Here is a 21,398-nt window from a genome sequence, read left to right as displayed (position 1 = left end):
GTGGCCCACGGCGGGACGGAGTTCCACAACAGATGCGCGATGTCCATCCGCTCACCCTACGGGCACGCCCGCCCAGGGGCCCCTGCTCCCCGGTGCGTAGCGGAGTTCCCGGTGAACCCTCCTGATTCTCGCGGAGGCCTCGCCCGATTCATCGATCCCCTCGGAGAGAGCGCACCAGGGTTGTTTGCTCCCGGGCGGTCGGCGGAGTAGGTGTGGTCCATGAGCGCACCGGACCCCACCGAGATCTACGACCGCGCCGAGGCCGAGGGAGCGCGGCGGCTGACCATGCCGCCCCTGGAGCAGGCCTCCACCGGGTTCATCGCCGGGGTCACCATCGTCTTCGGCATCGTCGCCCTGGCCATGACCGAGGAGCTGATCACCCCCGGCTTCGGCACCGGCCCCGGCAAACTCGCCGGAGCCCTGGCCTTCGGCACCGGCGTGGTCTTCCTCGTGATCGGGCGCTCCGAGCTGTTCACCGAGAACTTCTTCGACCCCGTCGCCGCGGCCATCGACCGGCGCGGGCCCTCCGTGTGGCTGCGGCTGGGCCGGCTGTGGGCCCTGGTGCTGGTGCTCAACCTGGTGGGCGGAACCGTCATGGCCGCGGTCTTCACCGTCGACGGTGCCCTGCCGGCCGGGGCGCACGAGGTCCTGGTCTCCGTCGCCGAGGAGATCGCGGCCAAGAGCGGATGGGCGACCTTCGCCCGCGCCGTGGCCGCCGGCACGCTGCTGACCCTGCTCTCCTACCTGCTGCACGCCGCGGACTCGGCCACCGCCCGCATCGTGCTGGCCTACCTGGTCGGGGTCTTCCTCGCCCTGGGCCCCTTCGACCACGTCGTCGTCTCCGGGCTGCACCTGCTCTTCGGGATCTGGCTCGGCGCCGCCGTGACCGTCGGGGACCTGGGGCAGAACTTCGTCCTGGCGGTCGCCGGCAACCTCGTCGGCGGGCTGCTGCTGATGACCCTCACCCACACCGTCCAGGCCAAGAGCTCCCCCGGCTCGGACTGACCGGGCGGTGCCGTCCCGGCGAGCGTCCGGAGCATCGTCGCAGCGCCCTCGGCGACGACGACCGGCCTCCCGGCGGTTGTTCCGCTGTCCCCGCGCCGCGGGCCCGCCGCGCCGCGTGATAGAACGAGCCGGTGCGCCACTCCACTCCGCCCCCGGACCGTCGTTCCTCCCCGCCCCGGCTGCCGGGGTGGCTGGTCGTGCTCGCGGTGCTGCTCGTGGCGGTCAACCTCCGCCCCGGGGCCACGTCCGTGGGCCCGGTGCTCGCGGAGGTGCAGCAGGGCCTGGGGCTGAGCCCCACGATGGCCGGGGTGCTCACGGCCCTGCCCGGGCTCACGTTCGCCGCGGCGGGCGCGTGCGCGGCCGCGCTCTCGCGCCGGACCGGGATCAGCGGTGCGGTCACCGCCGGTCTCGCCCTGGTCGCCGCCGGCCTGCTGGCCCGGGCGGTCACCGGATCGGTGCCGGTGTTCCTGGCCCTGTCCGTGCTGGGCTTCGCGGGCATGGCCGTCGGCAACATCCTGGTGCCGGCCTTCATCAAGCGCCACGGGGGCCGGCGCACGGCGGGGCTGAACTCCCTCTACACGACCGGCCTGGCCGTCGGCGCCACCCTGCCGCTGCTGGCGGCCGGGCCGCTGGCCGCGCACGGGCCCGGCGGATGGCGGGCGGCGCTGGGCCTGTGGGGGCTCGTGGCCCTGGTCGCCGTCGTCCCGTGGGTGCTCGTCACCGCTCGTGACCGGCGCGAGCCCGCCACCGCGCCCGGACGGGCGCTGCGCGCCGGGCGCGGCTCCTCGATCCTGCGCTCCCGCACCGCCGTGGCGCTGTGCGTCTACTTCGGCATCCAGTCGATGCACGCCTACGTCCAGTTCGGCTGGGTGGCCCAGATCTACCGCGACGGCGGCCTGGCCCAGGCGCAGGCGGGGCTGATGGCCGCCCTGATCGCCGCCATGGGCATTCCGGGCGGCCTGCTCATGCCCGTCCTCGTGGCCCGGTCCCCGCACCTGCGGCGGTGGATCGTGGGCCTGGGCGCCTGCATGGTCGCCGGCTACTCCGGGCTGCTGCTGGCGCCCGGCAGCACGCCGTGGGTCTGGGCCCTGCTGCTGGGGGTGGGCGGCTTCGCCTTCCCCACCGCCCTGGCCCTGCTCACGGCCCGTTCCCGGGACCCCCGGGTCACCGCGCAGCTGTCCGGGTTCACCCAGCCGGTGGGCTACCTGCTGGCGGCGGCCGGGCCCTTCGCGGTCGGCGCCCTGCGCGAGGCCACCGGCAGCTGGACCGCCCCCCTGCTGCTGCTGATGGGCACCGCGGTGCTCCTCGTGCTGGCCGGCGGGGTCGCGGCCGCGCCCCGCTACGTCGACGACGAGCTCGCGGGCCCGCCCCGGCCGTAGCAGCACAGCACGGCACCGGGCCGGCACGGCACCGTTCCCGGGGGCCGTGCCGGACGGGGTGCCCGGCCCCGGCGACCGCGCCCGAGCGGCTATCGTGACCGCATGACTGAACAGGGTGCAGGGCGGGTGCTCACCGCCGGACTGGTCGGCTACGGCATGGCCGGGCGGGACTTCCACGGGGACCTGCTGCGGCGGGCCGGAGGCCGGGTCACCGACGTGGTCACCGGGAACCCGGAGCGGGCCGCCCGGGCGGGCGCGGACTGGCCCGGGGTGCAGGTGCACCAGGATCTGGCCGGGCTGCTGGCGGGCCCGAGGCCGGACGTGCTGGTGGTCGCCTCCCCCACCGGGCTGCACGTGGAGCACGCCCTGGCCGCCCTGGAGGCCGAGATCCCCGTGGTGGTCGACAAGCCGCTGGCCATGGACCACGGGAGCGCCACGGCCGTGGTCCGCCGCGCCGAGGCGACCGGGACACCGCTGACGGTCTTCCACAACCGGCGCTGGGACAGCGAGCAGCTGACCCTGGTCCGCGTGCTCGCCGAGGGGCGCCTCGGGGACGTGCACCGTTTCGAACGCCGCTGGGAGCGCTGGCGCCCGGTGCCCAAGGACCGCTGGCGGGAGAACGCGGTCGGCCAGGGCGGCGGGCTGCTGCTCGACCTGGGACCGCACCTGGTGGACGCGGCGATCCAGCTGTTCGGGCCCGTGGCCGCGGTGCGGGCCGAGCTGCGCGCCCTGACGACGCCCACGGAGGACGACGTCTTCCTGGCCCTGGACCACGTCTCGGGCACGATCAGCCACCTGTGGGCCGGGAGCCTGGTGGGTGCGCCGGGCCCGCGGACCCGCGTGCTCGGCTCGGCCGGCGCCCTCCTCGTCCCCGGTCACGCGGACAGCCCCGGGCCCTTCGACTCCCTGGACCCCGGGGACGGCACGACGGGCCTGCTGGTCCGCGGCGCCGAGACCATGCCCGTGCCCACCGCCCCGGGCGAGCCCGCGGACTTCTACCGGGCGGTGGCCCGGTGGCTCCACGACGACGGCGAGGTGCCCGTGGACCCCTGGGACGCCGTGGCCGTCGCCGCGGTGCTGGACGCGGCGCGGCGCAGCGCCCGCACGGGAGCGCGCGAGGCCCTGTGACCCGCACCGGGCACCGTGCCGGCGTCGCGGCGATCCTGCTCACCGCGGTCCTGTGGGGCACCACCGGGACCGCGGCGACCTTCGCCCCCGGCGCCGGTCCGCTGGCCATCGGGGCCGCCGCCCTCGGGGTCGGCGGGCTGCTGCAGGCGGCGATCGCCCTGCCCGCGCTGCGCCGCTCGCGGCGGGCGCTGCGCCCGCACACCGGGCTGGTGGCGGCCGGGGCCCTGGCCGTGGCCGTCTACCCGCTGGCGTTCTACAGCTCGATGCACCTGGGCGGCGTCGCCATCGGCACGGTCGTCTCCCTGGCCTCCGCGCCGCTGGCCTCGGGCGTCCTGGAACGCGTCCTCGAGCGCCGCCCCCTGAGCCGGTGGTGGATGCTCGCGGCGTTCCTGGGCGTCCTGGGCAGCGTCCTGCTGGTCCTGTCGCAGAGCGGCCGGCCCGCGATGTCCGCCTCGGGGACCACGGCCGGCATCGGGCTCGGTCTGGTGGCCGGGACCACCTACGCCCTGTACTCGTGGGTCGTCCACCGGCTGATGGGCCACGGAGTGGGGCGCGCGGCCTCGATGGGCGCTGTCTTCGGGGCCGGCGGGGCGCTCCTGCTCCCCGTTCTCGCCGCGACGGGGGCGCCCCTGCTGGCCTCGTCGCAGTCCTTCGCCGTGGCCGCGTACATGGCGCTGGTGCCGATGTTCCTCGGGTACTTCCTGTTCGGCATCGGGCTCGCGCGGGTGCGCCCCAGCACGGCGACCACCCTCACCCTGACCGAACCGGCCGTCGCGGCGGTCCTGGCCGTCGTCGTCGTCGGCGAGCGGCTGACGGGCGCCGGCTGGACCGGGCTGGCCGTCATCGCCGCCGCGCTCGTCGTGCTCGCCCTCGCCCCCGCCAACGTCGTCGGGCAGCGGCCGGGCACGCCCGGCCGGGCACCGGCCGCCGGCCCGGTGCCCGCCGTCCCGCGGGCCGCCGGGCCGGCGGCCGCCCGTGCGCCCGCGGTGGAGCACCCGGTTCCGGTGCGCGCGGCCGCGGCGCGGCACGGCCGTGACACCGCCCCCGGGGACTGACTAGGTTGGGGACGCCCCGCGCCGGACACCGCGGCGCCCGGTGCCCCCGCGCCGGTTCCCCGCACCGGACACCGCGCCGGACAGCCCTGAGGAAGGACCCGAGGAACAGCCCATGACGCAGCAGATCAGCCAGTCCCCCACGGCCGAGGACGACCCGTGGTGGCGCTCCGCGGTGATCTACCAGATCTACCCCCGATCCTTCAACGACTCCGACGGTGACGGCCTGGGCGACCTGCCCGGGATCGTCGACCGCCTGGACTACCTCGCGGACCTGGGCGTGGACGCCCTGTGGCTGTCCCCGTTCTACGTCTCGCCGCAGCACGACGCCGGCTACGACGTCTCGGACTGCCGGGACGTCGACCCCCGATTCGGCACCCTCGAGGACTTCGACCGGATGCGCGCCCGGATGGCGGAGCTCGGGATGCGGCTGATCGTGGACCTGGTGCCCAACCACACCTCCAGCGAGCACGAGTGGTTCCGGGCCGCCGTGGCCGCCGGGCCGGGCAGCCCCGAACGGGACCGGTACATGTTCCGGGACGGCCGGGGCGCCCACGGCGAGCTGCCGCCGAACAACTGGCTCTCCGTGTTCGGCGGCGAGGCGTGGACCCGGCTGCCGGACGGGCAGTGGTACCTGCACCTGTTCGACAGCACCCAGCCGGACCTCAACTGGGAGAACCCGGAGGTGTGGGAGGAGTTCCGCTCCGTGCTGCGCTTCTGGCTGGACCGCGGCGCGGACGGCTTCCGCGTGGACGTGGCCCACGGCCTGGTCAAGGCCGAGGGGCTGCCGGACTGGGACCACCAGGTGCACATGGTCGAGGGCGAGCACGACGCGCGGGAGCACGACGAGCCGGACACCCCGCTGAGCAGCGGCAGCCCCTACTTCGACCAGGACGGCGTGCACGAGGTCTACCGCGACTGGCACCGGGTGCTCGCCGAGTACGAGGGCGACCGGATGATGGTGGCCGAGGCGTGGGTCGAGCCGGCCCACCGGCTGGCGATGTACGTGCGCTCCGACGAGATGCACCAGGCGTTCAACTTCGACTTCCTGGTCGCCGGATGGGACTGGGCGCGGCTGTCCCGGGCCATCGAGGGCTCCCTCCGGGAGGCGGCGGCGGTCGGGGCCCCCACCACCTGGGTGCTGTCCAACCACGACACCGTCCGGCACGTCTCCCGCTTCGGCCTCGCGGACCCCATCGCCTACCCCCAGGGGATCGACGCGGCCGGCGAGCAGCCCGACCACGAGCAGGGCCTCGCCCGGGGCCGCGCCGCCGCCCTGGTGGAGCTCGCCCTGCCGGGCTCCGCCTACCTGTACCAGGGGGACGAGCTGGGGCTGCCCGACCACACGTGCCTGCCCGCGGAGCTGCGCCAGGACCCGGCGTTCGCCCGCACCGGGGGCGAGGAGATCGGCCGCGACGGCTGCCGCGTCCCGCTGCCCTGGGCCGCGGGAGAGCCCGGCCACGGCTTCGGCGCCAACCCGTGGCTGCCGCAGCCCGACGTCTTCGCAGAGCTCGCGGCGGACCGGCAGGTGGGGGTCCCCGACTCCACGCACACGGTGTACCGCACGGCGCTGCGGGTGCGCCGGGAGCTCGGGCTCGGCCGCGGCTCCTTCGCGTGGCACGCGACGCACGACGCCGCGACGGGCCTGCTCTCCTTCGTGAACACCACCGGCACCGGGCAGCGGGTCCTCGTGGCGGCGAACCTGGGCGGCGCCCCGGTGCCCCTGCCGGCGGGAGAGCCGCTCGTGCTCAGCCGCGAGGACGCCGTGCAGGACGGCGCCCTGCGCCCCGAGCGGGCCGTGTGGTGGCGCCTGGCCGGCTGAGCCGTCCCGCGGGGCCCTGAGCCGCCCCGAGCGGGCCCGCGGCAGGCGAGACGGCGTCATCAGCCGGCTCGCCCGCCGGTCCGGCACGCCGGTCAGTGGCTGGTGCGCCCCCGGCTCGACGCGAGCACCGGCGCCAGCAGCCGGTCCGCGAGCACTCCCGTCACCACGGAGTACACCGCCTTGTGCAGGACGTCGACAGCCTGCTCGCCCGCCGGCCAGGACGACGGCGGGGCCCCGACGCCCGTCGCGTTCTCCACGGTCTGGTCGAAGGCGAGCCGCACCACCGTGTGCCAGGCGTTGGCGTGCGGACCCCGGATGCCGGTCACGGCCCACACTCCGCGCAGGGCACCGAGGGCGGCGCCCGTGCCGTAGTGCATGACGGAGTTCCAGGCGGCGGGCTGCGCACGGTCACCGGGGTGCCGCCCCAGCAGGGTGAGCAGGGCCCGGGCGGGCACGTAGGAGTCCGGTCGGTGCGTGAGCGCCTGCTCGGCCTTCTCCCCCAGCACCATCAGACCGGCCCCGGCGATCCCCGCCGCGGCACCGGTGGCCGCGGCCCGTCCGAGCACGCTCGTCCGGGCGGGGCCGGTCACGGCTGCTCCTGGTCGTCACCGGTCCGCTCGGGGCTCATTCCCTGCTGCTCCAGGTCGCGGTCGAGCTCGGCGCCGGGCTCGATGACCACGCCGTCCTCCCGCTGGTCGTCGACCGGTCCGCGTCCCGGCTCCTGCTCGCGTCCGTGCTCGCTCATCTCAGCTCCTCCCGTCGTGGCCGCCCGGGCCGGGCGGCCTGAGGCCCAGTCTAGGCAGGGTGCTGATCATTTCGAGGGGGTGGGCTCCGCGCACGCCTCGCGCAGCCAGTCGCCGACCGGCGCCAGCGTCCGCTGCAGCTCGGCCAGCTCGGCGGGCTGCACGGAGGGGCCCGCGGCACCCAGGGCGGCCACGGCGTCGTCGAACGCGGGGCGCAGCTCGGCGGGCAGCCCGGGAACGAGCTCGCGCACGGAGGCGGCCGCGTCCTGCGGCCGGAAGTGCGGGTCCGGCTCGTCGCCGGACAGCGGTACGAGCGTCAGGGCGGTGTAGGCGCTCGCCACGTCGAAGCAGGTCCGCGGCTCCGGGGAGGGCCCGGACGGCACCGCCGAGGGCGAGCCCGCCCTGGTCTCGAGGACCAGTCCGGGCTGCTGCTGGCCGGTGCCGCAGCCGGCGAGCGCCAGCAGGCACAGGGCGGACAGCGCGGCCGCTGCTGCCCCGAGAGGGCTCGGGCGACGGGGATACCGGATCACGGCTCCCAGGGTAGGGAGCGAACCTCGGTGCCGCCTGGCAGCCGGCACCGTCCGGGCGCGAAAGAACCGCCGGCCCCACGAGGGGACCGGCGGTTTCCGCGGTGGCTCCGACCGGCGTCGATCCGGTGACCTTACGATTTTCAGTCGTACGCTCTACCAACTGAGCTACAGAGCCCCGGCACATCCGCAGCGGATATGCCGCGACGGCGCCGCATCTCTCGATGAACGCCGTCCGAGCGACCCTGACGGGACTTGAACCCGCGACCTCCGCCGTGACAGGGCGGCACGCTAACCAACTGCGCTACAGGGCCTTGCTGTTTCCAACGAGGACTGATCCTACCAGCATTCCTCGGCGGTTGTGCAAATCGGTGGGCGAACCCTCCGATCGCGTACCCCCAACGGGATTCGAACCCGTGTCGCCGCCGTGAAAGGGCGGTGTCCTAGGCCACTAGACGATGGGGGCCGGACACCCGCGTCGACGGCCACGACCTCGGCGACCGAGGACCGTGACACGGGGGAAACCGAGTACAGCTTAGAGGCATGCACGGAGTCCGCACAATTCCCGCTCTGCCCCCGGGATCCAGCCGCCGCACGGGCCGGTGCGGTAGGAATGGACCGTGATCGAGATGACCCGCGAGGAGTTCGACGGCGCCGTCGACGACGCCATCGACCTGATCCCGGACGCCCTCTTCCGGGCGATGGACAACGTGGTGATCCTGGTCGAGGAGGAGCCGCCGGAGCACGCCCCGGAGCTGCTGGGCCTCTACGAGGGCGTGCCCCTCACGGCCCGGGACGGCGGCTGGGGCGCCGGTTCCCTGCCGGACCGGATCTTCGTCTACCAGGGACCGCTGCAGCGCATGTGCGCGGAGCGCGAGGAGCTCGTGGAGGAGATCACGGTCACCGTCATCCACGAGGTCGCCCACCACTTCGGCATCGACGACGACCGCCTGCACGAACTGGGCTGGGGCTGAGCCGGCCCGCTCAGGCGTCCCAGGGGCGGATGTCGTCGGAGTCGAAGTCCTTGCGGGTCTCGATCCGCTCGTCGTAGCGGTCCGGGACGATCAGCACCGGGCCCGCGGCGTTGTGCAGCACGCCCTGCGACGTGGAGCCCAGGAGCATCCCGGCGAACCCGCCCCGGCCGCGCGTGCCCATCACCACGAGGCTGTTGCGCCGGGTCCGCTCGACCAGCACCTGCACCGGGGAGCCGTCCGCGAGCTCGGAGCCGATCTCCAGGTCCGGGAACCAGCTCTCGAGCCAGGCGACGCCGCCGTTCAGCGCCCGCGCGACGTCGTCGTACATCACCTCGAAGTCCACCGCCGTGGGCATCCACGCGAGCGCCCCGCTCACGGGCGGGAGCGCGCACAGCACCGTCAGCGGGACGCCGAGCAGGCGCGCCTCCTCCGCGGCGTAGAGCATGGCCGCCCGCGCCTGGGCGGAGCCGTCCGAGCCCACGACGACGCGGTCCACGAGGGCGCGGGTGCTCGTGAGCTCCGCCGCGCCCAGGTGCTCCTGCGCCCACGGCAGGGGGACCACGCCCGTGGGGCACTTCGCGTGCGCCGGCACCGCCGTGGAGACCGTGCCGAGGAGCCGGCCCAGCAGGCCGCCCCGGCCGCGGGAGCCCAGGACCAGCAGCTCCGCCGTGCGGCTCAGCTCGAGCAGGGCGCCGGAGGGGTCCCCGGTCTCGACGGTCGCCCGCAGCTCCACCCCCACGTCGCGGACGTGCTCCGCGGCGTGGTTCAGCAGCTCCTCGACGCCCTGGGTGAGGGCGGCCTCGTCCACGGTGGCGTAGCCGGTGTCGAAGCCCGAGCCGGAGAACACGGGCAGGCTGTACGCGGTGACCAGCCGCACCGGGCGGCCGCGGCGGCGCGCCTCCCGGGCCGCCCACCGCAGGGCGCCGAGGCTCTGCTCGGAGCCGTCGATGCCCACGACGACCTCTCCCGTGGCGTCGAGGGAGCGGCTCTGCCCGCCCCCCGACGGGACGCGCCGGCGCACCGCCTCCTCGCCCAGGGTGCTCCCGCGCGGCTCCTCGCGCTCCCGGTCCCGGGACGGGTGGTCGGTCATGGTGCTGCCTCCTGTGCGCGTCCTCGGCCCGCGGTGCTCCGGCCCCGCCGCGGGCTTCGCCTCCGATGGTACGCGCGGCACGGCGGCGACCGGCGTTCGCAGGGCGCCGGAGCGGCACCGGGATGAGAGGATGAGGGCGCACTGTGCACCTGCCTGCGAGGAAGGACGGTCCCGCCGATGAGCGAGGTCTCGCTGCCCGACGCCCTGCCCGGCGAGACCGGGACGAGAGAGTGGGCCACGTGGGGCAGGACGCACTCCGTCACCCCCCGGCACGTGCTGCGCCCCGCCTCGGTGTCCGAGCTCGCGGAGGGCGTCGCCGCCGCCGCGCGCCGCGGACTGGGCGTGCGCGCGGTGGGCTCCGGGTGCAGCTTCTCGGCGCTGCCGCTCGCCCCGGACGTCATGCTCGACCTCTCCGGGCTGTCCGGGCTGCCGGCCGTCGACCGGGAGAACCAGCGGGTCACGGTCCTGGCGGGCACCACGATCCGTGACCTGAACCAGGAGCTGAACGCCCACGGGCTGGCCGTGACCAACCTGCCGGACAGCGACTGGCAGACGGTCGCCGGCGCCATCTCCACGGGCACCCACGGGACCGGGCTGGGCTTCGGCTCCCTGTCCCAGCAGGTGGTCGCCCTGAGCCTGGTCACGGCGCGCGGCGAGCTGGTGGAGTGCTCCGCCGAGCAGCGCCCCGAGCTGTTCCAGGCCGCCCGCGTGGGCCTGGGCGCCGTGGGGATCGTCGCGAGCGCCACCCTGGTGTGCGAGCCGACGTTCCGGCTGCACGCGGCGGAGCTCAAGGAGCCTCTCGGCCAGCTCGTGGACACCCTGGGGAGCCGGATGTCCGGGGCCGACCACTTCGAGTTCTTCTGGACGCCGGGCACCGCCACCGCCCAGACCCGGATCCTGACGCGCCTGCACAAGCTCCCGGACTCCTTCACGCGGCCCGGCTCCCCCGTGGCCCGCACCGTACGCCGGCTCGACGACGCCCTGCTGCGCAACACCCTCACCGCGGGGCTGAACCAGCTGGCCACCGTCCTGCCGCGCTCCACACCGGGGCTCAACCGCCTCGACGCCTACACGAACAGCCCGCGGCAGTACAGCGACCTCTCCTTCCGGGTGTTCACCGTGCCGCGCCGGACCCGCTTCGTCTCCTCCGAGTACGCGCTGCCCGCGGAAGAGCTCGTCGGGGCCTTCCGGGAGCTGCAGACGCTCATCGAGCGCCGCGACTACTCCTTCTCGCTCCCGGTGGACGTGCGCTGCTCGGCCGCGGAGGACGCCTGGCTCTCCCCCGCCCACGGCCGCGAGACCGGCTGGATCGCGCTGCGGCAGTACTGGCGCAGGTACGACCCGAAGGTCTTCGCCGCGGCCGAGGAGATCTTCGTGGCCCACGGCGGCCGCCCGCACTGGGGCACCGTGCACACGCAGGGCGCGGAGCACCTGCACTCGGTGTACCCGCGGTTCCAGGACTTCCTCGACGTGCGGGCGTCGGTGGACCCGGACGGGGTGTTCCTCAACGACCACGTCCGCGGGCTGCTGGGCCTGTAGGCCCCGCGCGCGGTCCACCGCCCGGTGCCGCACGGCTCGAGGGGCCGCGTCCGGCAGGACGCGGCCCCTCGAGAGGCGGCACGGCGGCAGGGAGCCGCGGATCAGACGGGCGAGGAGACCGGCTCCGCCACGCCCTCGCGGGAGACGCTGACCATCTCCTCGCGCTCGACCACCTTGACGCGCTCGCGCGGGTTGCCCTCGGCGTCGTGGGAGGACTGCCCGAGGCCCTGCTCGTACTCGTCGAGGGCCAGCCAGCCCTCCCAGGTGGTGTACTCGACGCCGCGGGCCTCGAGCAGGTCGTCGACCGACTCGGGGTCGGGGCGGGTGGCGCCCGGCAGCACCGGGCGGTCCTCCAGGAGGTGGGTGACCGTCTCGAGGGCGTCGGACTTGGTGGCGCCGATCAGCCCCACCGGACCGCGCTTGATCCAGCCGGTCGCGTAGAGCCCGTGCAGCACGGTGCCGTCCTCGGCCAGGACCCGTCCCTCGGCGTTGGGGATCACGCCGCGGCCGTCGTCGAACGGCAGCTCGGGCAGCCGGGAGCCCAGGTAGCCCACCGCGTGGTAGACGGCCTGCACCGGGTAGTCGATGTGCTCGCCGGTGCCGGACACGGAGCCGTCGCCGTTGAGCCGGGTCCGCTCCATGCGCAGGCCCGTGACCCGGCCGTCCTCCCCGAGCACCTCGCGGGGGCTCTGCAGGAAGTGCAGGTGCAGCCGGCGGGAGGCGGTCTTCGGGGCGTCGTCGGCCCGCCACTTCTCGAGCGTCTTGACCATGACCTTGACCTGGTTGTTCTTGGCGATCGCCTGCTCGGAGCCCTCGTCGTAGACGAAGTCCTCGTCGTAGACCACGATGTCGACGTCGCGCGACTTGGCGAGCTCGCGCAGCTCGAGCGGGGTGAACTTCACCTGGGCGGGGCCGCGGCGGCCGAAGATGTGCACGTCCGTGACCGGGGACGCCTTGAGCCCCTGGTAGACGTTGCCGGGGATCTCGGTGACGAGCATGTCGTCGGCGTGCTTGGAGAGCACGCGGGCGACGTCGAGGGCCACGTTGCCGTTGCCGATGACCGCGATCTCCCGGGCCTCGAGCGGCCAGGTGCGCGGGAAGTCCGGGTGGCCGTCGTACCAGGCCACGAACTCGGCGGCGCCGTGCACGCCCTTCAGGTCGTTGCCGGGGATGTTCAGCGGGGCGTCGTAGACCGCTCCGGTCGCGAAGATCACGGCGTCGTAGTGGCTGCCGAAGTCGGCCAGGGTCAGGTCGCGGCCGAACTCCACGTTGCCGAAGAAGCGGATGTCGCCGCGGCCCAGGATGGCGCGCAGCGCGGTGATGATGCCCTTGATGCGGGGGTGGTCGGGGGCCACGCCGTAGCGGATGAGGCCGAACGGGGTCGGGTAGCGGTCGAACAGGTCGATGCTGACCTCGAGCTCCCCGTTCTGCACGGGCTCGGACTTGGTCAGCATGTCCGCGGCGTAGATGCCGGCCGGGCCGGCGCCGATCACGGCGACGCGCAGGGGGCGGGTGGTGGTGTCAGCCACGTGGGTTCCTTTCGATTGCGCGCACGGCGTCCACCGCGCGCATCGTAGATCGGGTTCAAGGGTAGTGAATCAAGCGCAGAATCTCCTGGGTGAGCAGGCTCACGACCGGTGGCCGAGCAGCCCTCTCCCGCGCAGGAGACGCCGTTCCACGGGGTTGAAGAACAGCAGCTCCACGAGGATGCCGACGGCGAGGATCGCGAGCACCGCGACCATCACCACGGCCATGTTCGACACGGTCCGGCCCTGGGCGAGCAGGGAGCCGAGGCCGAAGCCGATGGAGCCGCCGATCGCGATGAGCTCGGCGCCCATGAGCGAGCGCCACGAGAACGCCCAGCCCTGCTTGAGCCCGGCCACGTAGCCGGGCAGGGCCGCGGGCAGCACGATCCGGCTCGCCATCGTCCAGCCCGAGGCGCCGAGCACGTGCCCGGCGCGGCGCAGCTGCGGCGGGATCTGGTCCACGCCCGCGAGCATCCCGTTCACGATGGACGGGACGGCGCCCATGAGCACCACGAAGTACACGGTGGCGTCGGAGAGCCCGAACCAGATGATCGCGGCGGGCACCCACGCCACGGACGGCAGCACCTGCAGCCCGGAGATGAGCGGGCCCACGGCGTTGCGCAGCCCCTGCCACTGCGCCACGAGCAGGCCCAGCGGGGTGGCGACGGCCACCGCGATCAGGAACCCGCTGACCCCGCGCCACAGGCTCGTGCCCAGGGCGCCCAGCACCGTGCCGTCGGAGAGCAGCGCGGCGGTCTGGCGGGCGACGTCGAGCGGGCCCGGCACCACGTCCGGGCGGGGGCCGAGGACGGCGACGAGCAGCTGCCACAGCAGCAGGGCGAACAGCAGCGCCACGAGCGGCGGGGCCACCTTGGTGCGCAGCACCTCGGCCCCCGACGTGCGGCGGGTGCGCTCGGTCTGCAGGGCGTCGAGCCCCGCGAGCTCGTCGGCGGCGGGGCGCGCGCCGGCCGGGGCCGCGGGAGCGTGGGGGCGCGCGACGGCGGGGCGCGCCGCGGCCGGGCGGGCCGGGACGGCGGGTGCGGCGGTCTCAGGCGGCATGGCGGCTGATCTCCTCCCGGAGTCGTGCGGTGATCGTGCGGGTCAGCTCCCCGAGCGTGTCGTCGAGCGACTGGGCGTTGCCCTCGAAGCCGTAGGCGTCGGGGTCCTTCCACGGGCGGGTGTCCCACTCCTGGACGATCCGTCCCGGGCGGGAGGACATCAGCAGCACCCGCTGGCCCAGGCGCACGGCCTCGCCCACGTTGTGGGTGATGAACACGATCGTGCGGCCGGTGGCCCGCCAGATCCGCAGCAGCTCGTCGTGCAGCAGGTCCCGGGTGATGGCGTCCAGCGCGGAGAACGGCTCGTCCATGAGCAGCACCTCCCGCTCCTGGGCCAGGGCCCGGGCCAGGGCCGCGCGCTGGCGCATCCCGCCGGAGAGCTCGTGCGGGCGCTTGTCCCCGGCGTGGCCGAGCCGGACGAGCTCGAGCAGCTCGCGGGCCCGCTCCGGGCGCTCGGCCCGCGGCATGCCGCGCAGCTCGAGAGCCAGCTCCACGTTGCGGCGCGCGCTCAGCCACGGGAAGAGGGCGGCGTCCTGGAACATCAGGGCCGCGCCCTCGGCGGGGACGGTCACGGAGCCGCCGGTGGGCTCCTCGAGCCCCGCCACGATGTTGAGCAGCGTGGACTTCCCGCACCCGGAGGCGCCGAGCAGCGCCACGAACTGGCCCCGCTCCACCTCCAGGTCCACGTCCTCCAGGACCGGGCCGTCCGCGGGGCCGAAGCTCTTGCTCAGGCCCTCGAGCCGGATCGCCGTCACGGTGCCCCCTCCCCCGCCGCGGCGGAGGGGCGCACCCGCGCCAGGAACCGCTCGTCCACGAGACCCTCGAGCGAGGCGTCCTGGGTGGTGCCGGCCGCGACGCCGTCGGCGAGCAGGGCGGGGTAGGCCGCGGGGAGCGGGTCGACCGTCCACTCGAGGGCATCGAGCGCGTCGATCAGCGTGGTCTGCGGCAGGGCCTCGGTGCCGGCCCGCACGAGCCCGGCGTTGAGGGTGCCGGCCACCTCCACGGGGTCGTCCTCGCGGGCCTCGAGCCAGTCCACGGAGCGCTGCAGGCCGCGGACGAGCCGCTCGACGGTCTGCGGGTGCCGCTCGAGGAAGTCCCGGCGGACCACGAGCACCGTGGTGGGGAACCGGCCGTCCGCCCACAGCTCCCGCTCGTCCACCAGGACGCGGGCGCCCTCCTCCTGGACGGCGCGGGTGGCCCAGGGCTGCGGCAGCCAGCCGCCGTCGATCTGGCCCTGCCGCAGCATCTGCAGGGCCTGCCCGTTGGGCATGGGGGTGATCGCGACGGAGCGCTCCCCGTCGCCGTCGGCCTCGTAGCCCTGTCCGGCGAGCCACGTGCGCAGCGCGACGTCCTGGGTGCCCCCGAACTCGGGGGTCGCCAGGGTGCTCCCCGCGAGGTCGTCCGCGCCCGCGACGTCGCCGGTCACCACGAACTGGGCGCCGCCGGAGGCCGCGCCGGCCACGATCGCGAGGGACTCCCCGCCGGACTGCGCGTAGGAGTTGATCGCCGGGCTGGGACCCACGAACGCGGCGTCCAGGGTCCCGGCGTTCATGGCCTCCACGGCGGTGGGCCCGCTGCCGAAGACCTGGGTGGACAGCTGGGTCCCGCCCAGCTCCCGGGCGAAGAGGTCCTCCTCGACGCCCACCAGGGCGGGCCCGTGCGTGAGGTTGCCGAAGTGGCCCAGCCGCAGCGCCCCGGCGTCGGAGGTCTCGACGGCGGCCTGCTCCCACGCCGCGAAGGTCCCGTCGGCGCGCAGCCACGTGGCGGCGGCCGTGAGGGCGGTCAGGAGCGCGAGGGCGGTCAGCACCAGCGGCCAGCCGGGACGGCGTGCCGCGGCGGGGCGCCCGCCGCGGCCGGCCGTCACCGTGGCGAGGTCCAGCGGCTGCTGCCGGCCCACCTCAGGCGTCCCGCACGAGCCCGGCGGCGAGCGTGTTGCCCGTGGCCGGGTCGACGACCAGGAAGGCGCCGGTGCGCCGCAGCCGGTCGTAGGCGTCGACGGGCAGCGGGGAGGCCAGCCGCAGCCGGACCCGCCCGATGTCGTTGAGCTCGAGGGTCGCCGCGTCCCGCAGCACGAGCTCCTCGAGGTCCAGCCGCCCCTCGAGCTCCGTGACCATGGCCTGGACCGTGGCCGCCCCGTGCTTGACGAGCACGCGGGCGCGGGGCTGCAGGGGCCGCGCGCCGAGCCACGCCACGGAGGCGACGAGGTCCTGGACGGGCTCCGGGAGCTCGTCGTCGGCGCTCGCGACGAGGTCGCCGCGGGCGATGTCGATGTCGTCGGCCAGCCGCAGGGTCACGGACAGCGGGGCCGCGGCCTCCGTGAGCCGCTCGCCGGGCAGGGACGCCCCCGGGGCGGGCGCGGTGCCCGCCACGTCGATGCCGGTGACCGTGGTGCGCCGGCCCGCGGGCAGGACCACGACCTCGTCCCCGACCGCGACGGTGCCCGAGGCGATCTGGCCCGCGTAGCCGCGGTAGTCCCGCAGCTGCTCGGCGTCCGCGCCCGGCGCCGTGCCGCCCTGCGGGCGGATGACGTACTGGACGGGGAAGCGGAAGGGGCGCGCGGTGCCGCGGCCGGACTCGTCCACCGTGGGCAGCTCCTCGAGCACCCGCAGCAGCGGCCGCCCGGAGTACCACGGGGTCCGTGCGGAGGGCTCCACCACGTTGTCGCCCTCGAGGGCGGAGACGGGCACCACGTGCACGTCCTCGACCCCCAGCCGGGCGGCGACGGCGGACGCGTCCGCGGCGACCCGGTCGAAGACCTCCTGGTCGTAGTCGACGAGGTCGATCTTGTTCACGGCGACCACCACGTGCGGCACGCGCAGCAGGGACACGACGGCCAGGTGCCGGCGGGTCTGCTCGACCACGCCGTGCCGGGCGTCCACGAGCAGCACGACGGCGTCGGCCGTCGAGGCGCCCGTGACGGTGTTCTTCGTGTACTGCACGTGGCCGGGGCAGTCGGCGAGGATGAAGGAGCGGCGGTCCGTGGCGAAGTAGCGGTAGGCCACGTCGATGGTGATCCCCTGCTCCCGCTCGGCGCGCAGGCCGTCGGTGAGCAGGGCGAGGTCGAGCCGGCCCGTGCCGCCGCCGAAGCCGCGCTCGGCGGAGGTGCGGCCCACGGCCTCGAGCTGGTCGGCGAGGATCGCCTTGGCGTCGTGCAGCAGCCGGCCCACCAGGGTGGACTTGCCGTCGTCGACGGAGCCGGCGGTCGCGAAGCGGAACAGCGAGCCGGGGTCGATCGTGGGGACGTGCTCGGCCGCCGGCGCGGCGGTGCTGGGGGAAGTCATGTCTAGAAGTACCCGTCCTTCTTGCGGTCCTCCATGGCGGCCTCGGAGATCCTGTCGTCCGCGCGGGTGGCCCCGCGCTCGGTGAGCGTGGACACGGCGACCTCGGCCACCACGTCCGCCACGGTGCGCGCCCCGGAGAGCACGGCGCCGGTGCAGGACATGTCCCCCACGGTGCGGTAGCGCACCGTCTGCCGCTCCACGGTCTCGGCCCCGGCCGGCGCCGAGAACTCGCCCACGGCCATCCACATCCCGTCCCGGCGGAAGACGTCCCGCTCGTGGGCGTAGTAGATGGGCGGCAGCTCGATGTTCTCGCGCTCGATGTAGCGCCAGATGTCGAGCTCGGTCCAGTTGCTGATGGGGAACGCCCGCACGTGCTGGCCGGGGGTGTGCCGGCCGTTGTAGAGGTTCCACAGCTCGGGGCGCTGGTTGCGGGGGTCCCACTGCCCGAACTCGTCGCGCAGGGACAGGATCCGCTCCTTCGCCCGGGCCTTGTCCTCGTCGCGGCGGCCGCCGCCGAACACGGCGTCGAACCGGTGCTCCGCGATGGCGTCCAGCAGCGGGAGGGTCTGCAGCGGGTTGCGGGTGCCGTCGGCGCGCTCGAGCAGCCGGCCGTCGTCGAGGTAGTCCTGCACGCTCGCCACGACCAGCCGCAGGCCGAGCCGCTCCACGGTGCGGTCCCGGAAGTCCAGGACCTCCGGGAAGTTGTGCCCGGTGTCCACGTGCAGCACGGGGAAGGGGATCCGCCCGGGCCAGAACGCCTTGGCGGCCAGGTGCAGCATGACCACCGAGTCCTTGCCGCCCGAGAACAGCATGGCCGGGCGGTCGAACTCCGCCACGACCTCGCGCAGGATGTGGATGGACTCGGCCTCGAGCGCGTCGAGGCTGCTGTGCACGCCGGCCTCCGCGGGGGCCGGGGCGGTGGTCGGAATGGTCACGTTCGCCTCCGTCGTGGTGGGTGCGCTCACAGGTGGATCCCGCACTCGATCTTGTCCTGGCCGGCCCAGCGGCCCGCGCGCGGGTCCTCGCCCGGGGCCGTGGGCCGCGTGCAGGGGGCGCAGCCGATGGAGAGGTAGCCCTCCGCCAGCAGGGGGTTGGTCGGCACCCCGTGGTCCTGCGACCACTGGACCAGCTCGTCGAGGGTCCAGCGCACCATGGGGTTGACCTTGACGAGCTTGTGGGTCTCGTCGAAGGTCACCATCGGGGCGTTGGTGCGGGTCCAGGACTCGTCCCGGCGCACGCCGGTGAACCAGACCTCGTAGCCCTCGAGGGACTTCTTGAGCGGCGCCACCTTGCGGATGGCGCAGCACAGGCCGGGGTCCCGGGCGAAGAGGTCCTTGCCGTGCTGCTCGTCCTGCTCGGCCACGGTGAGCTCCGGCAGGGCGTCGACCACGGTGATGTCGAGCATGTGCGCCACGGCGTCCCGGGTGCCGATGGTCTCCGGGAAGTGGTAGCCGGTCTCCAGGAAGAGCACGTCCACGCCGGGCAGCTGCTCGGCGACCAGGGCCGGGAGCACGGCGTCGGCCATCGAGCAGGCCACGGTCACGCTGCGGAGGTCGAAGTTCTCGGCCACCCAGCGGATGGCCTCCTCCGTGGAGGCCTCGCCCTCGGCCGGGACCCTGCCCTCGGCGTCGAGCTCGGCGTGCAGCGCGGCGGCGCCGGCCGCCGCGAGCGCGCGCAGCTGCTGCTCGTCGCGCAGGGCGGGGCGGGTGCCCGTGTCGGTGGCGGTCATGCGAGTTCACTCTCCTCGACCCGGCGGGTCCACTCGGCGAAGCTTTCGTCCTCGGTCCGCTGGGCCAGGAAGCGGCGGACCAGTCCCTCGACGTAGTCGGCGAGGTCGTCCTGGAACACCTTGAGCCCGCGCACGGTGCGGCCCAGCTCGGCCTCGGCCCGGTCGTCGTCGGCGAGCCCGCCGCCCAGGTGGACCTGGTAGCCGGGCTTCTGCCCACCGTCCTCGGTGGGCAGCAGCTGGCCCTTGAGCCCGATGTCCGCGGTCTGGATGCGGGCGCACGAGTTGGGGCAGCCGTTGACGTGCATCGAGATGGGGTGGGGCAGCTCCACGCCGTCGAGCCTCCGCTCGAGCTCGTCGATGGTGTCCGAGGCGGTCTGCTTGGTCTCGACGATCGCGAGCTTGCAGTACTCGATGCCGGTGCACGCCACGGTCGAGCGGCGGAACGCCGAGGGCTTCGCCTGCAGGTCCAGGGCGTCGAGGTCCGCGACGGCGCTCTCGACGTCGGCCTCCGCGATGTCGAGCAGCACGAGCTTCTGGTGCGGGGTGGTGCGCAGCCGGTCGGAGCCGTACTTCGCCATCACGTCGGCCAGGGCCAGCAGCTTCGCCCCGGAGACGCGGCCCACGCGCGGGGCCACGCCGATGTAGAACCGGCCGTCCTTCTGCCGGTGCACGCCGATGTGGTCGCCCGGGGTGGCCGCCTTCTCCGGCGCGGGGCCGTCGGCGAGCTCGTAGCCGAGGTACTCGTCCTGGAGCACCTGCCGGAACTTCTCGGGCCCCCAGTCCTGGACCAGGAACTTCAGCCGGGCACGGTTGCGCAGCCGCCGGTAGCCGTAGTCGCGGAAGATGCTCGTGACGCCCTTCCACACCTCGGGGGCCTGCTCCTCGGTCACGAAGGCGCCCAGGCGCTTGCCGAGGAACGGCACCACGGACAGGGCGCCGCCGACCCACAGGTCGTAGCCGGGGCCCAGTTCGGGGTGGACGACGCCCACGAGGGCGCAGTCGTTGATCTCGTGCACCACGTCCAGGGACGGGTGGCCGGTGATCGCGGTCTTGTACTTGCGCGGGAGGTTGGAGAACTCCGGGGAGCCGATCCAGGTGGACTTGATCTGCTCGATCACCGGGGTGGGGTCGATGATCTCGTCCTCGGCGATCCCGGCGAGCGGGGAGCCCAGGATCACGCGCGGCACGTCGCCGCAGGCCTCGGCCGTGTCCAGGCCGGCGTCCTCGAGCCGGCGCCAGATCTCCGGGACGTCCTCGACGCGGATCCAGTGGTACTGGATGTTCTGGCGGTCCGTGATGTCGGCCGAGTCCCGGGCGAAGTCCGCGGAGATCTGCCCGAGCACGCGCAGCTGCTCGCGGGTGAGGGCCCCGCCGTCGAGCCGGACGCGCATCATGAAGTACTCGTCCTCGATCTCGGTGTCGGACAGGGACCCGGTCTTCCCGCCGTCGATGCCCGGGCGGCGCTGGGTGTAGAGGCCCCACCAGCGGAAGCGCCCGTGCAGGTCCTGCGGGTCGATCGACGCGAAGCCGTGCTTCGAGTAGATCTCCTCGATCCGGGTGCGCACATTGAGCCCGTCGTCGGCCTGCTTGAAGACCTCGTTGGGGTTCAGGGGATCCCGGCCGTCGACCTTCCACTGCCCCTCGGGCTTCGGCTTCCGGGCAGCGCGGGGCGCGCGCGTCGTCTGTGTCATGGCGTCGATTGTTCGCGCGTCCGGCAGGACAGTCACGCCGATCGTCACAAACCGCCATGAACCGTCTCCCCTTGACACAGGGGTGGACAGGGCTGCCGATATGTGCCATGGCATCGGGCCCCGGCCCGCCCGGAGGGGCGGACCGGGGCCCGAGGGGCCGTCCCGCGCTGCGCTGTGCTGCACTGCGCCGCTGCGCCGTGCCGTGGGCGGGGGCTCAGGCCGTGGGCCGCTGCCCGGCGAGGTGCGCCGCCGCGTCGTCGACGTGCTCGGCGTCGACCAGGACGTCGTAGGCGTCGGCCTCGAAGCCCTGGATGCTGCGGAAGTCCCGGCGCCCGCCGGTCGCCGCGTGGCCCACGAGGCCGAGGACCAGGCCCCAGACCGCGCCCAGGGCCACGCCCCACAGCACCACGCTCAGCCAGGCGCCCACGGCGAAGAGGCCGAGGAGCAGACCCACGAAGAGGCCGAGCCACGCGCCGGAGACCATGCCGTAGAGAGCGGCCTTCCCGTTGGTCATCCGCCCGGTGACCTGCTCGACCGAGCGCAGGCCGGTGCCCACCACCCGGACGTGCTCCACGGGGAACCCGGCGTCGGAGAGCGTGTCGACGATCTCCTGCGCCGCGTCGTAGGTGGGCACGCTGCGGAGGATCCGGTAGTTGCCGGAGGCGGTGGGAGGGATCGGTGAGGGCTGGCTCATGAGGTGTGCACTCCTTCGTGCGGCCGTGCTGTGCGGCGGTGCCGCGGGCCGGCCGCGGTGGTCGGTCGGTTGGTCGGTGCGGGCGTGCGCCGCGGTTCGTGCGGCGCCCACCACCATGTCAACGGGCTCCGTCCGGCCGGTGTTCCAGCGGAGCGGGGCC

The 21,398-nt window shown here is 74.6% G+C and carries 20 protein-coding genes and 3 tRNA genes; 7 read left to right on the top strand and 16 right to left on the bottom strand.

From position 1 onward, the window contains the following. Positions 1-219: 219 nt before the first annotated feature. The 5 genes from RCG67_RS13035 to RCG67_RS13015 all read left to right on the top strand — a co-directional run bounded on the left by RCG67_RS13035 (position 220) and on the right by RCG67_RS13015 (position 6,386). Complete coding sequence (locus tag RCG67_RS13035) at positions 220-1,005, top strand: formate/nitrite transporter family protein (protein WP_368826800.1); 786 nt, start codon at positions 220-222, stop codon at positions 1,003-1,005. Between the two features lie 131 nt (positions 1,006-1,136). Beyond that, complete coding sequence (locus RCG67_RS13030; protein WP_368826798.1) at positions 1,137-2,384, top strand: MFS transporter; 1,248 nt, start codon at positions 1,137-1,139, stop codon at positions 2,382-2,384. A gap of 102 nt (positions 2,385-2,486) precedes the next feature. Beyond that, on the top strand, positions 2,487-3,512 hold the full coding sequence (locus RCG67_RS13025; protein ID WP_368826797.1) for a Gfo/Idh/MocA family protein: 1,026 nt from the start codon (positions 2,487-2,489) through the stop codon (positions 3,510-3,512). Continuing rightward, entirely contained in the window at positions 3,509-4,567 is a 1,059-nt protein-coding gene (locus RCG67_RS13020) for a DMT family transporter (RefSeq protein WP_368826796.1), read from the top strand. Before RCG67_RS13025 ends, RCG67_RS13020 begins: the two co-directional genes overlap by 4 nt. Before the next feature lie 112 nt (positions 4,568-4,679). Next, a complete protein-coding gene (locus tag RCG67_RS13015) occupies positions 4,680-6,386 on the top strand; it encodes a glycoside hydrolase family 13 protein (protein ID WP_368826795.1) in 1,707 nt (568 codons plus the stop codon). 92 nt (positions 6,387-6,478) lie between these two features. On the opposite strand, the gene RCG67_RS13010 is transcribed toward RCG67_RS13015, so the two are convergent. The 6 genes from RCG67_RS13010 to RCG67_RS12985 all read right to left on the bottom strand — a co-directional run bounded on the left by RCG67_RS13010 (position 6,479) and on the right by RCG67_RS12985 (position 8,122). Then, complete coding sequence (locus tag RCG67_RS13010) at positions 6,479-6,976, bottom strand: hypothetical protein (RefSeq protein WP_368826793.1); 498 nt, start codon at positions 6,974-6,976, stop codon at positions 6,479-6,481. Further along, positions 6,973-7,131, bottom strand: a complete 159-nt coding sequence (locus RCG67_RS13005) for a hypothetical protein (protein ID WP_368826792.1) — start codon at positions 7,129-7,131, stop codon at positions 6,973-6,975. The genes RCG67_RS13010 and RCG67_RS13005 overlap by 4 nt, the downstream gene beginning before the upstream one ends. A gap of 66 nt (positions 7,132-7,197) precedes the next feature. Then, complete coding sequence (locus RCG67_RS13000; protein WP_368826791.1) at positions 7,198-7,659, bottom strand: hypothetical protein; 462 nt, start codon at positions 7,657-7,659, stop codon at positions 7,198-7,200. A gap of 102 nt (positions 7,660-7,761) precedes the next feature. Then, positions 7,762-7,834 (bottom strand) — tRNA-Phe (locus tag RCG67_RS12995). Between the two features lie 62 nt (positions 7,835-7,896). Then, positions 7,897-7,970: transfer RNA gene (locus tag RCG67_RS12990), tRNA-Asp, on the bottom strand. A gap of 79 nt (positions 7,971-8,049) precedes the next feature. Further along, positions 8,050-8,122 (bottom strand) — tRNA-Glu (locus tag RCG67_RS12985). A gap of 163 nt (positions 8,123-8,285) precedes the next feature. On the opposite strand from RCG67_RS12985, the gene RCG67_RS12980 reads away from it, so the two are divergent. Next, positions 8,286-8,630 (top strand): metallopeptidase family protein, encoded by a 345-nt coding sequence (locus tag RCG67_RS12980; protein ID WP_438612669.1) that lies wholly within the window; start codon positions 8,286-8,288, stop codon positions 8,628-8,630. Positions 8,631-8,640: 10 nt separating this feature from the next. Here RCG67_RS12980 and RCG67_RS12975 read toward each other — a convergent pair whose 3' ends face one another. Further along, positions 8,641-9,720, bottom strand: coding sequence for a universal stress protein (locus tag RCG67_RS12975; RefSeq protein WP_368826788.1), 1,080 nt, complete (start codon positions 9,718-9,720; stop codon positions 8,641-8,643). Between the two features lie 177 nt (positions 9,721-9,897). Between RCG67_RS12975 and RCG67_RS12970 the strand changes: the two genes are divergently transcribed. Next, the gene (locus RCG67_RS12970; RefSeq protein WP_368826787.1) at positions 9,898-11,259 is read left to right on the top strand and encodes a D-arabinono-1,4-lactone oxidase; all 1,362 of its coding nucleotides are present in this window, start codon (positions 9,898-9,900) and stop codon (positions 11,257-11,259) included. A gap of 101 nt (positions 11,260-11,360) precedes the next feature. On the opposite strand, the gene RCG67_RS12965 is transcribed toward RCG67_RS12970, so the two are convergent. The 9 genes from RCG67_RS12965 to RCG67_RS12925 form a co-directional block, all read right to left on the bottom strand. Beyond that, the gene (locus RCG67_RS12965) at positions 11,361-12,788 is read right to left on the bottom strand and encodes an FAD-dependent oxidoreductase (RefSeq protein WP_368826786.1); all 1,428 of its coding nucleotides are present in this window, start codon (positions 12,786-12,788) and stop codon (positions 11,361-11,363) included. Positions 12,789-12,887: 99 nt separating this feature from the next. Then, positions 12,888-13,844, bottom strand: a complete 957-nt coding sequence (locus RCG67_RS12960) for an ABC transporter permease (RefSeq protein WP_368826784.1) — start codon at positions 13,842-13,844, stop codon at positions 12,888-12,890. After that, positions 13,834-14,598: an ABC transporter ATP-binding protein gene (locus RCG67_RS12955; RefSeq protein ID WP_424346974.1), complete on the bottom strand. Its 765-nt coding sequence runs from the start codon at positions 14,596-14,598 to the stop codon at positions 13,834-13,836. The genes RCG67_RS12960 and RCG67_RS12955 overlap by 11 nt, the downstream gene beginning before the upstream one ends. Continuing rightward, complete coding sequence (locus tag RCG67_RS12950) at positions 14,595-15,740, bottom strand: ABC transporter substrate-binding protein (protein ID WP_368826782.1); 1,146 nt, start codon at positions 15,738-15,740, stop codon at positions 14,595-14,597. The genes RCG67_RS12955 and RCG67_RS12950 overlap by 4 nt, the downstream gene beginning before the upstream one ends. Before the next feature lies 1 nt (position 15,741). Next, positions 15,742-17,124: a sulfate adenylyltransferase subunit 1 gene (locus RCG67_RS12945; RefSeq protein WP_368826780.1), complete on the bottom strand. Its 1,383-nt coding sequence runs from the start codon at positions 17,122-17,124 to the stop codon at positions 15,742-15,744. 2 nt (positions 17,125-17,126) lie between these two features. Then, a complete protein-coding gene (cysD, locus tag RCG67_RS12940; protein WP_438612668.1) occupies positions 17,127-18,059 on the bottom strand; it encodes a sulfate adenylyltransferase subunit CysD in 933 nt (310 codons plus the stop codon). A gap of 26 nt (positions 18,060-18,085) precedes the next feature. Then, on the bottom strand, positions 18,086-18,853 hold the full coding sequence (locus RCG67_RS12935; RefSeq protein WP_368826778.1) for a phosphoadenylyl-sulfate reductase: 768 nt from the start codon (positions 18,851-18,853) through the stop codon (positions 18,086-18,088). Then, a complete protein-coding gene (locus RCG67_RS12930; RefSeq protein WP_368826777.1) occupies positions 18,850-20,544 on the bottom strand; it encodes a nitrite/sulfite reductase in 1,695 nt (564 codons plus the stop codon). Before RCG67_RS12930 ends, RCG67_RS12935 begins: the two co-directional genes overlap by 4 nt. A 214-nt stretch (positions 20,545-20,758) precedes the next feature. Continuing rightward, positions 20,759-21,238: a YflT domain-containing protein gene (locus RCG67_RS12925; protein ID WP_368826776.1), complete on the bottom strand. Its 480-nt coding sequence runs from the start codon at positions 21,236-21,238 to the stop codon at positions 20,759-20,761. Between the last annotated feature and the right edge of the window lie 160 nt (positions 21,239-21,398).

Origin of the sequence: Kocuria cellulosilytica (genome assembly GCF_040981245.1) — a bacterium.
Classification (GTDB): Bacteria; Actinomycetota; Actinomycetes; order Actinomycetales; family Micrococcaceae; genus Kocuria; species Kocuria cellulosilytica.
This window is presented reverse-complemented; position numbering and strand designations above follow the sequence as displayed.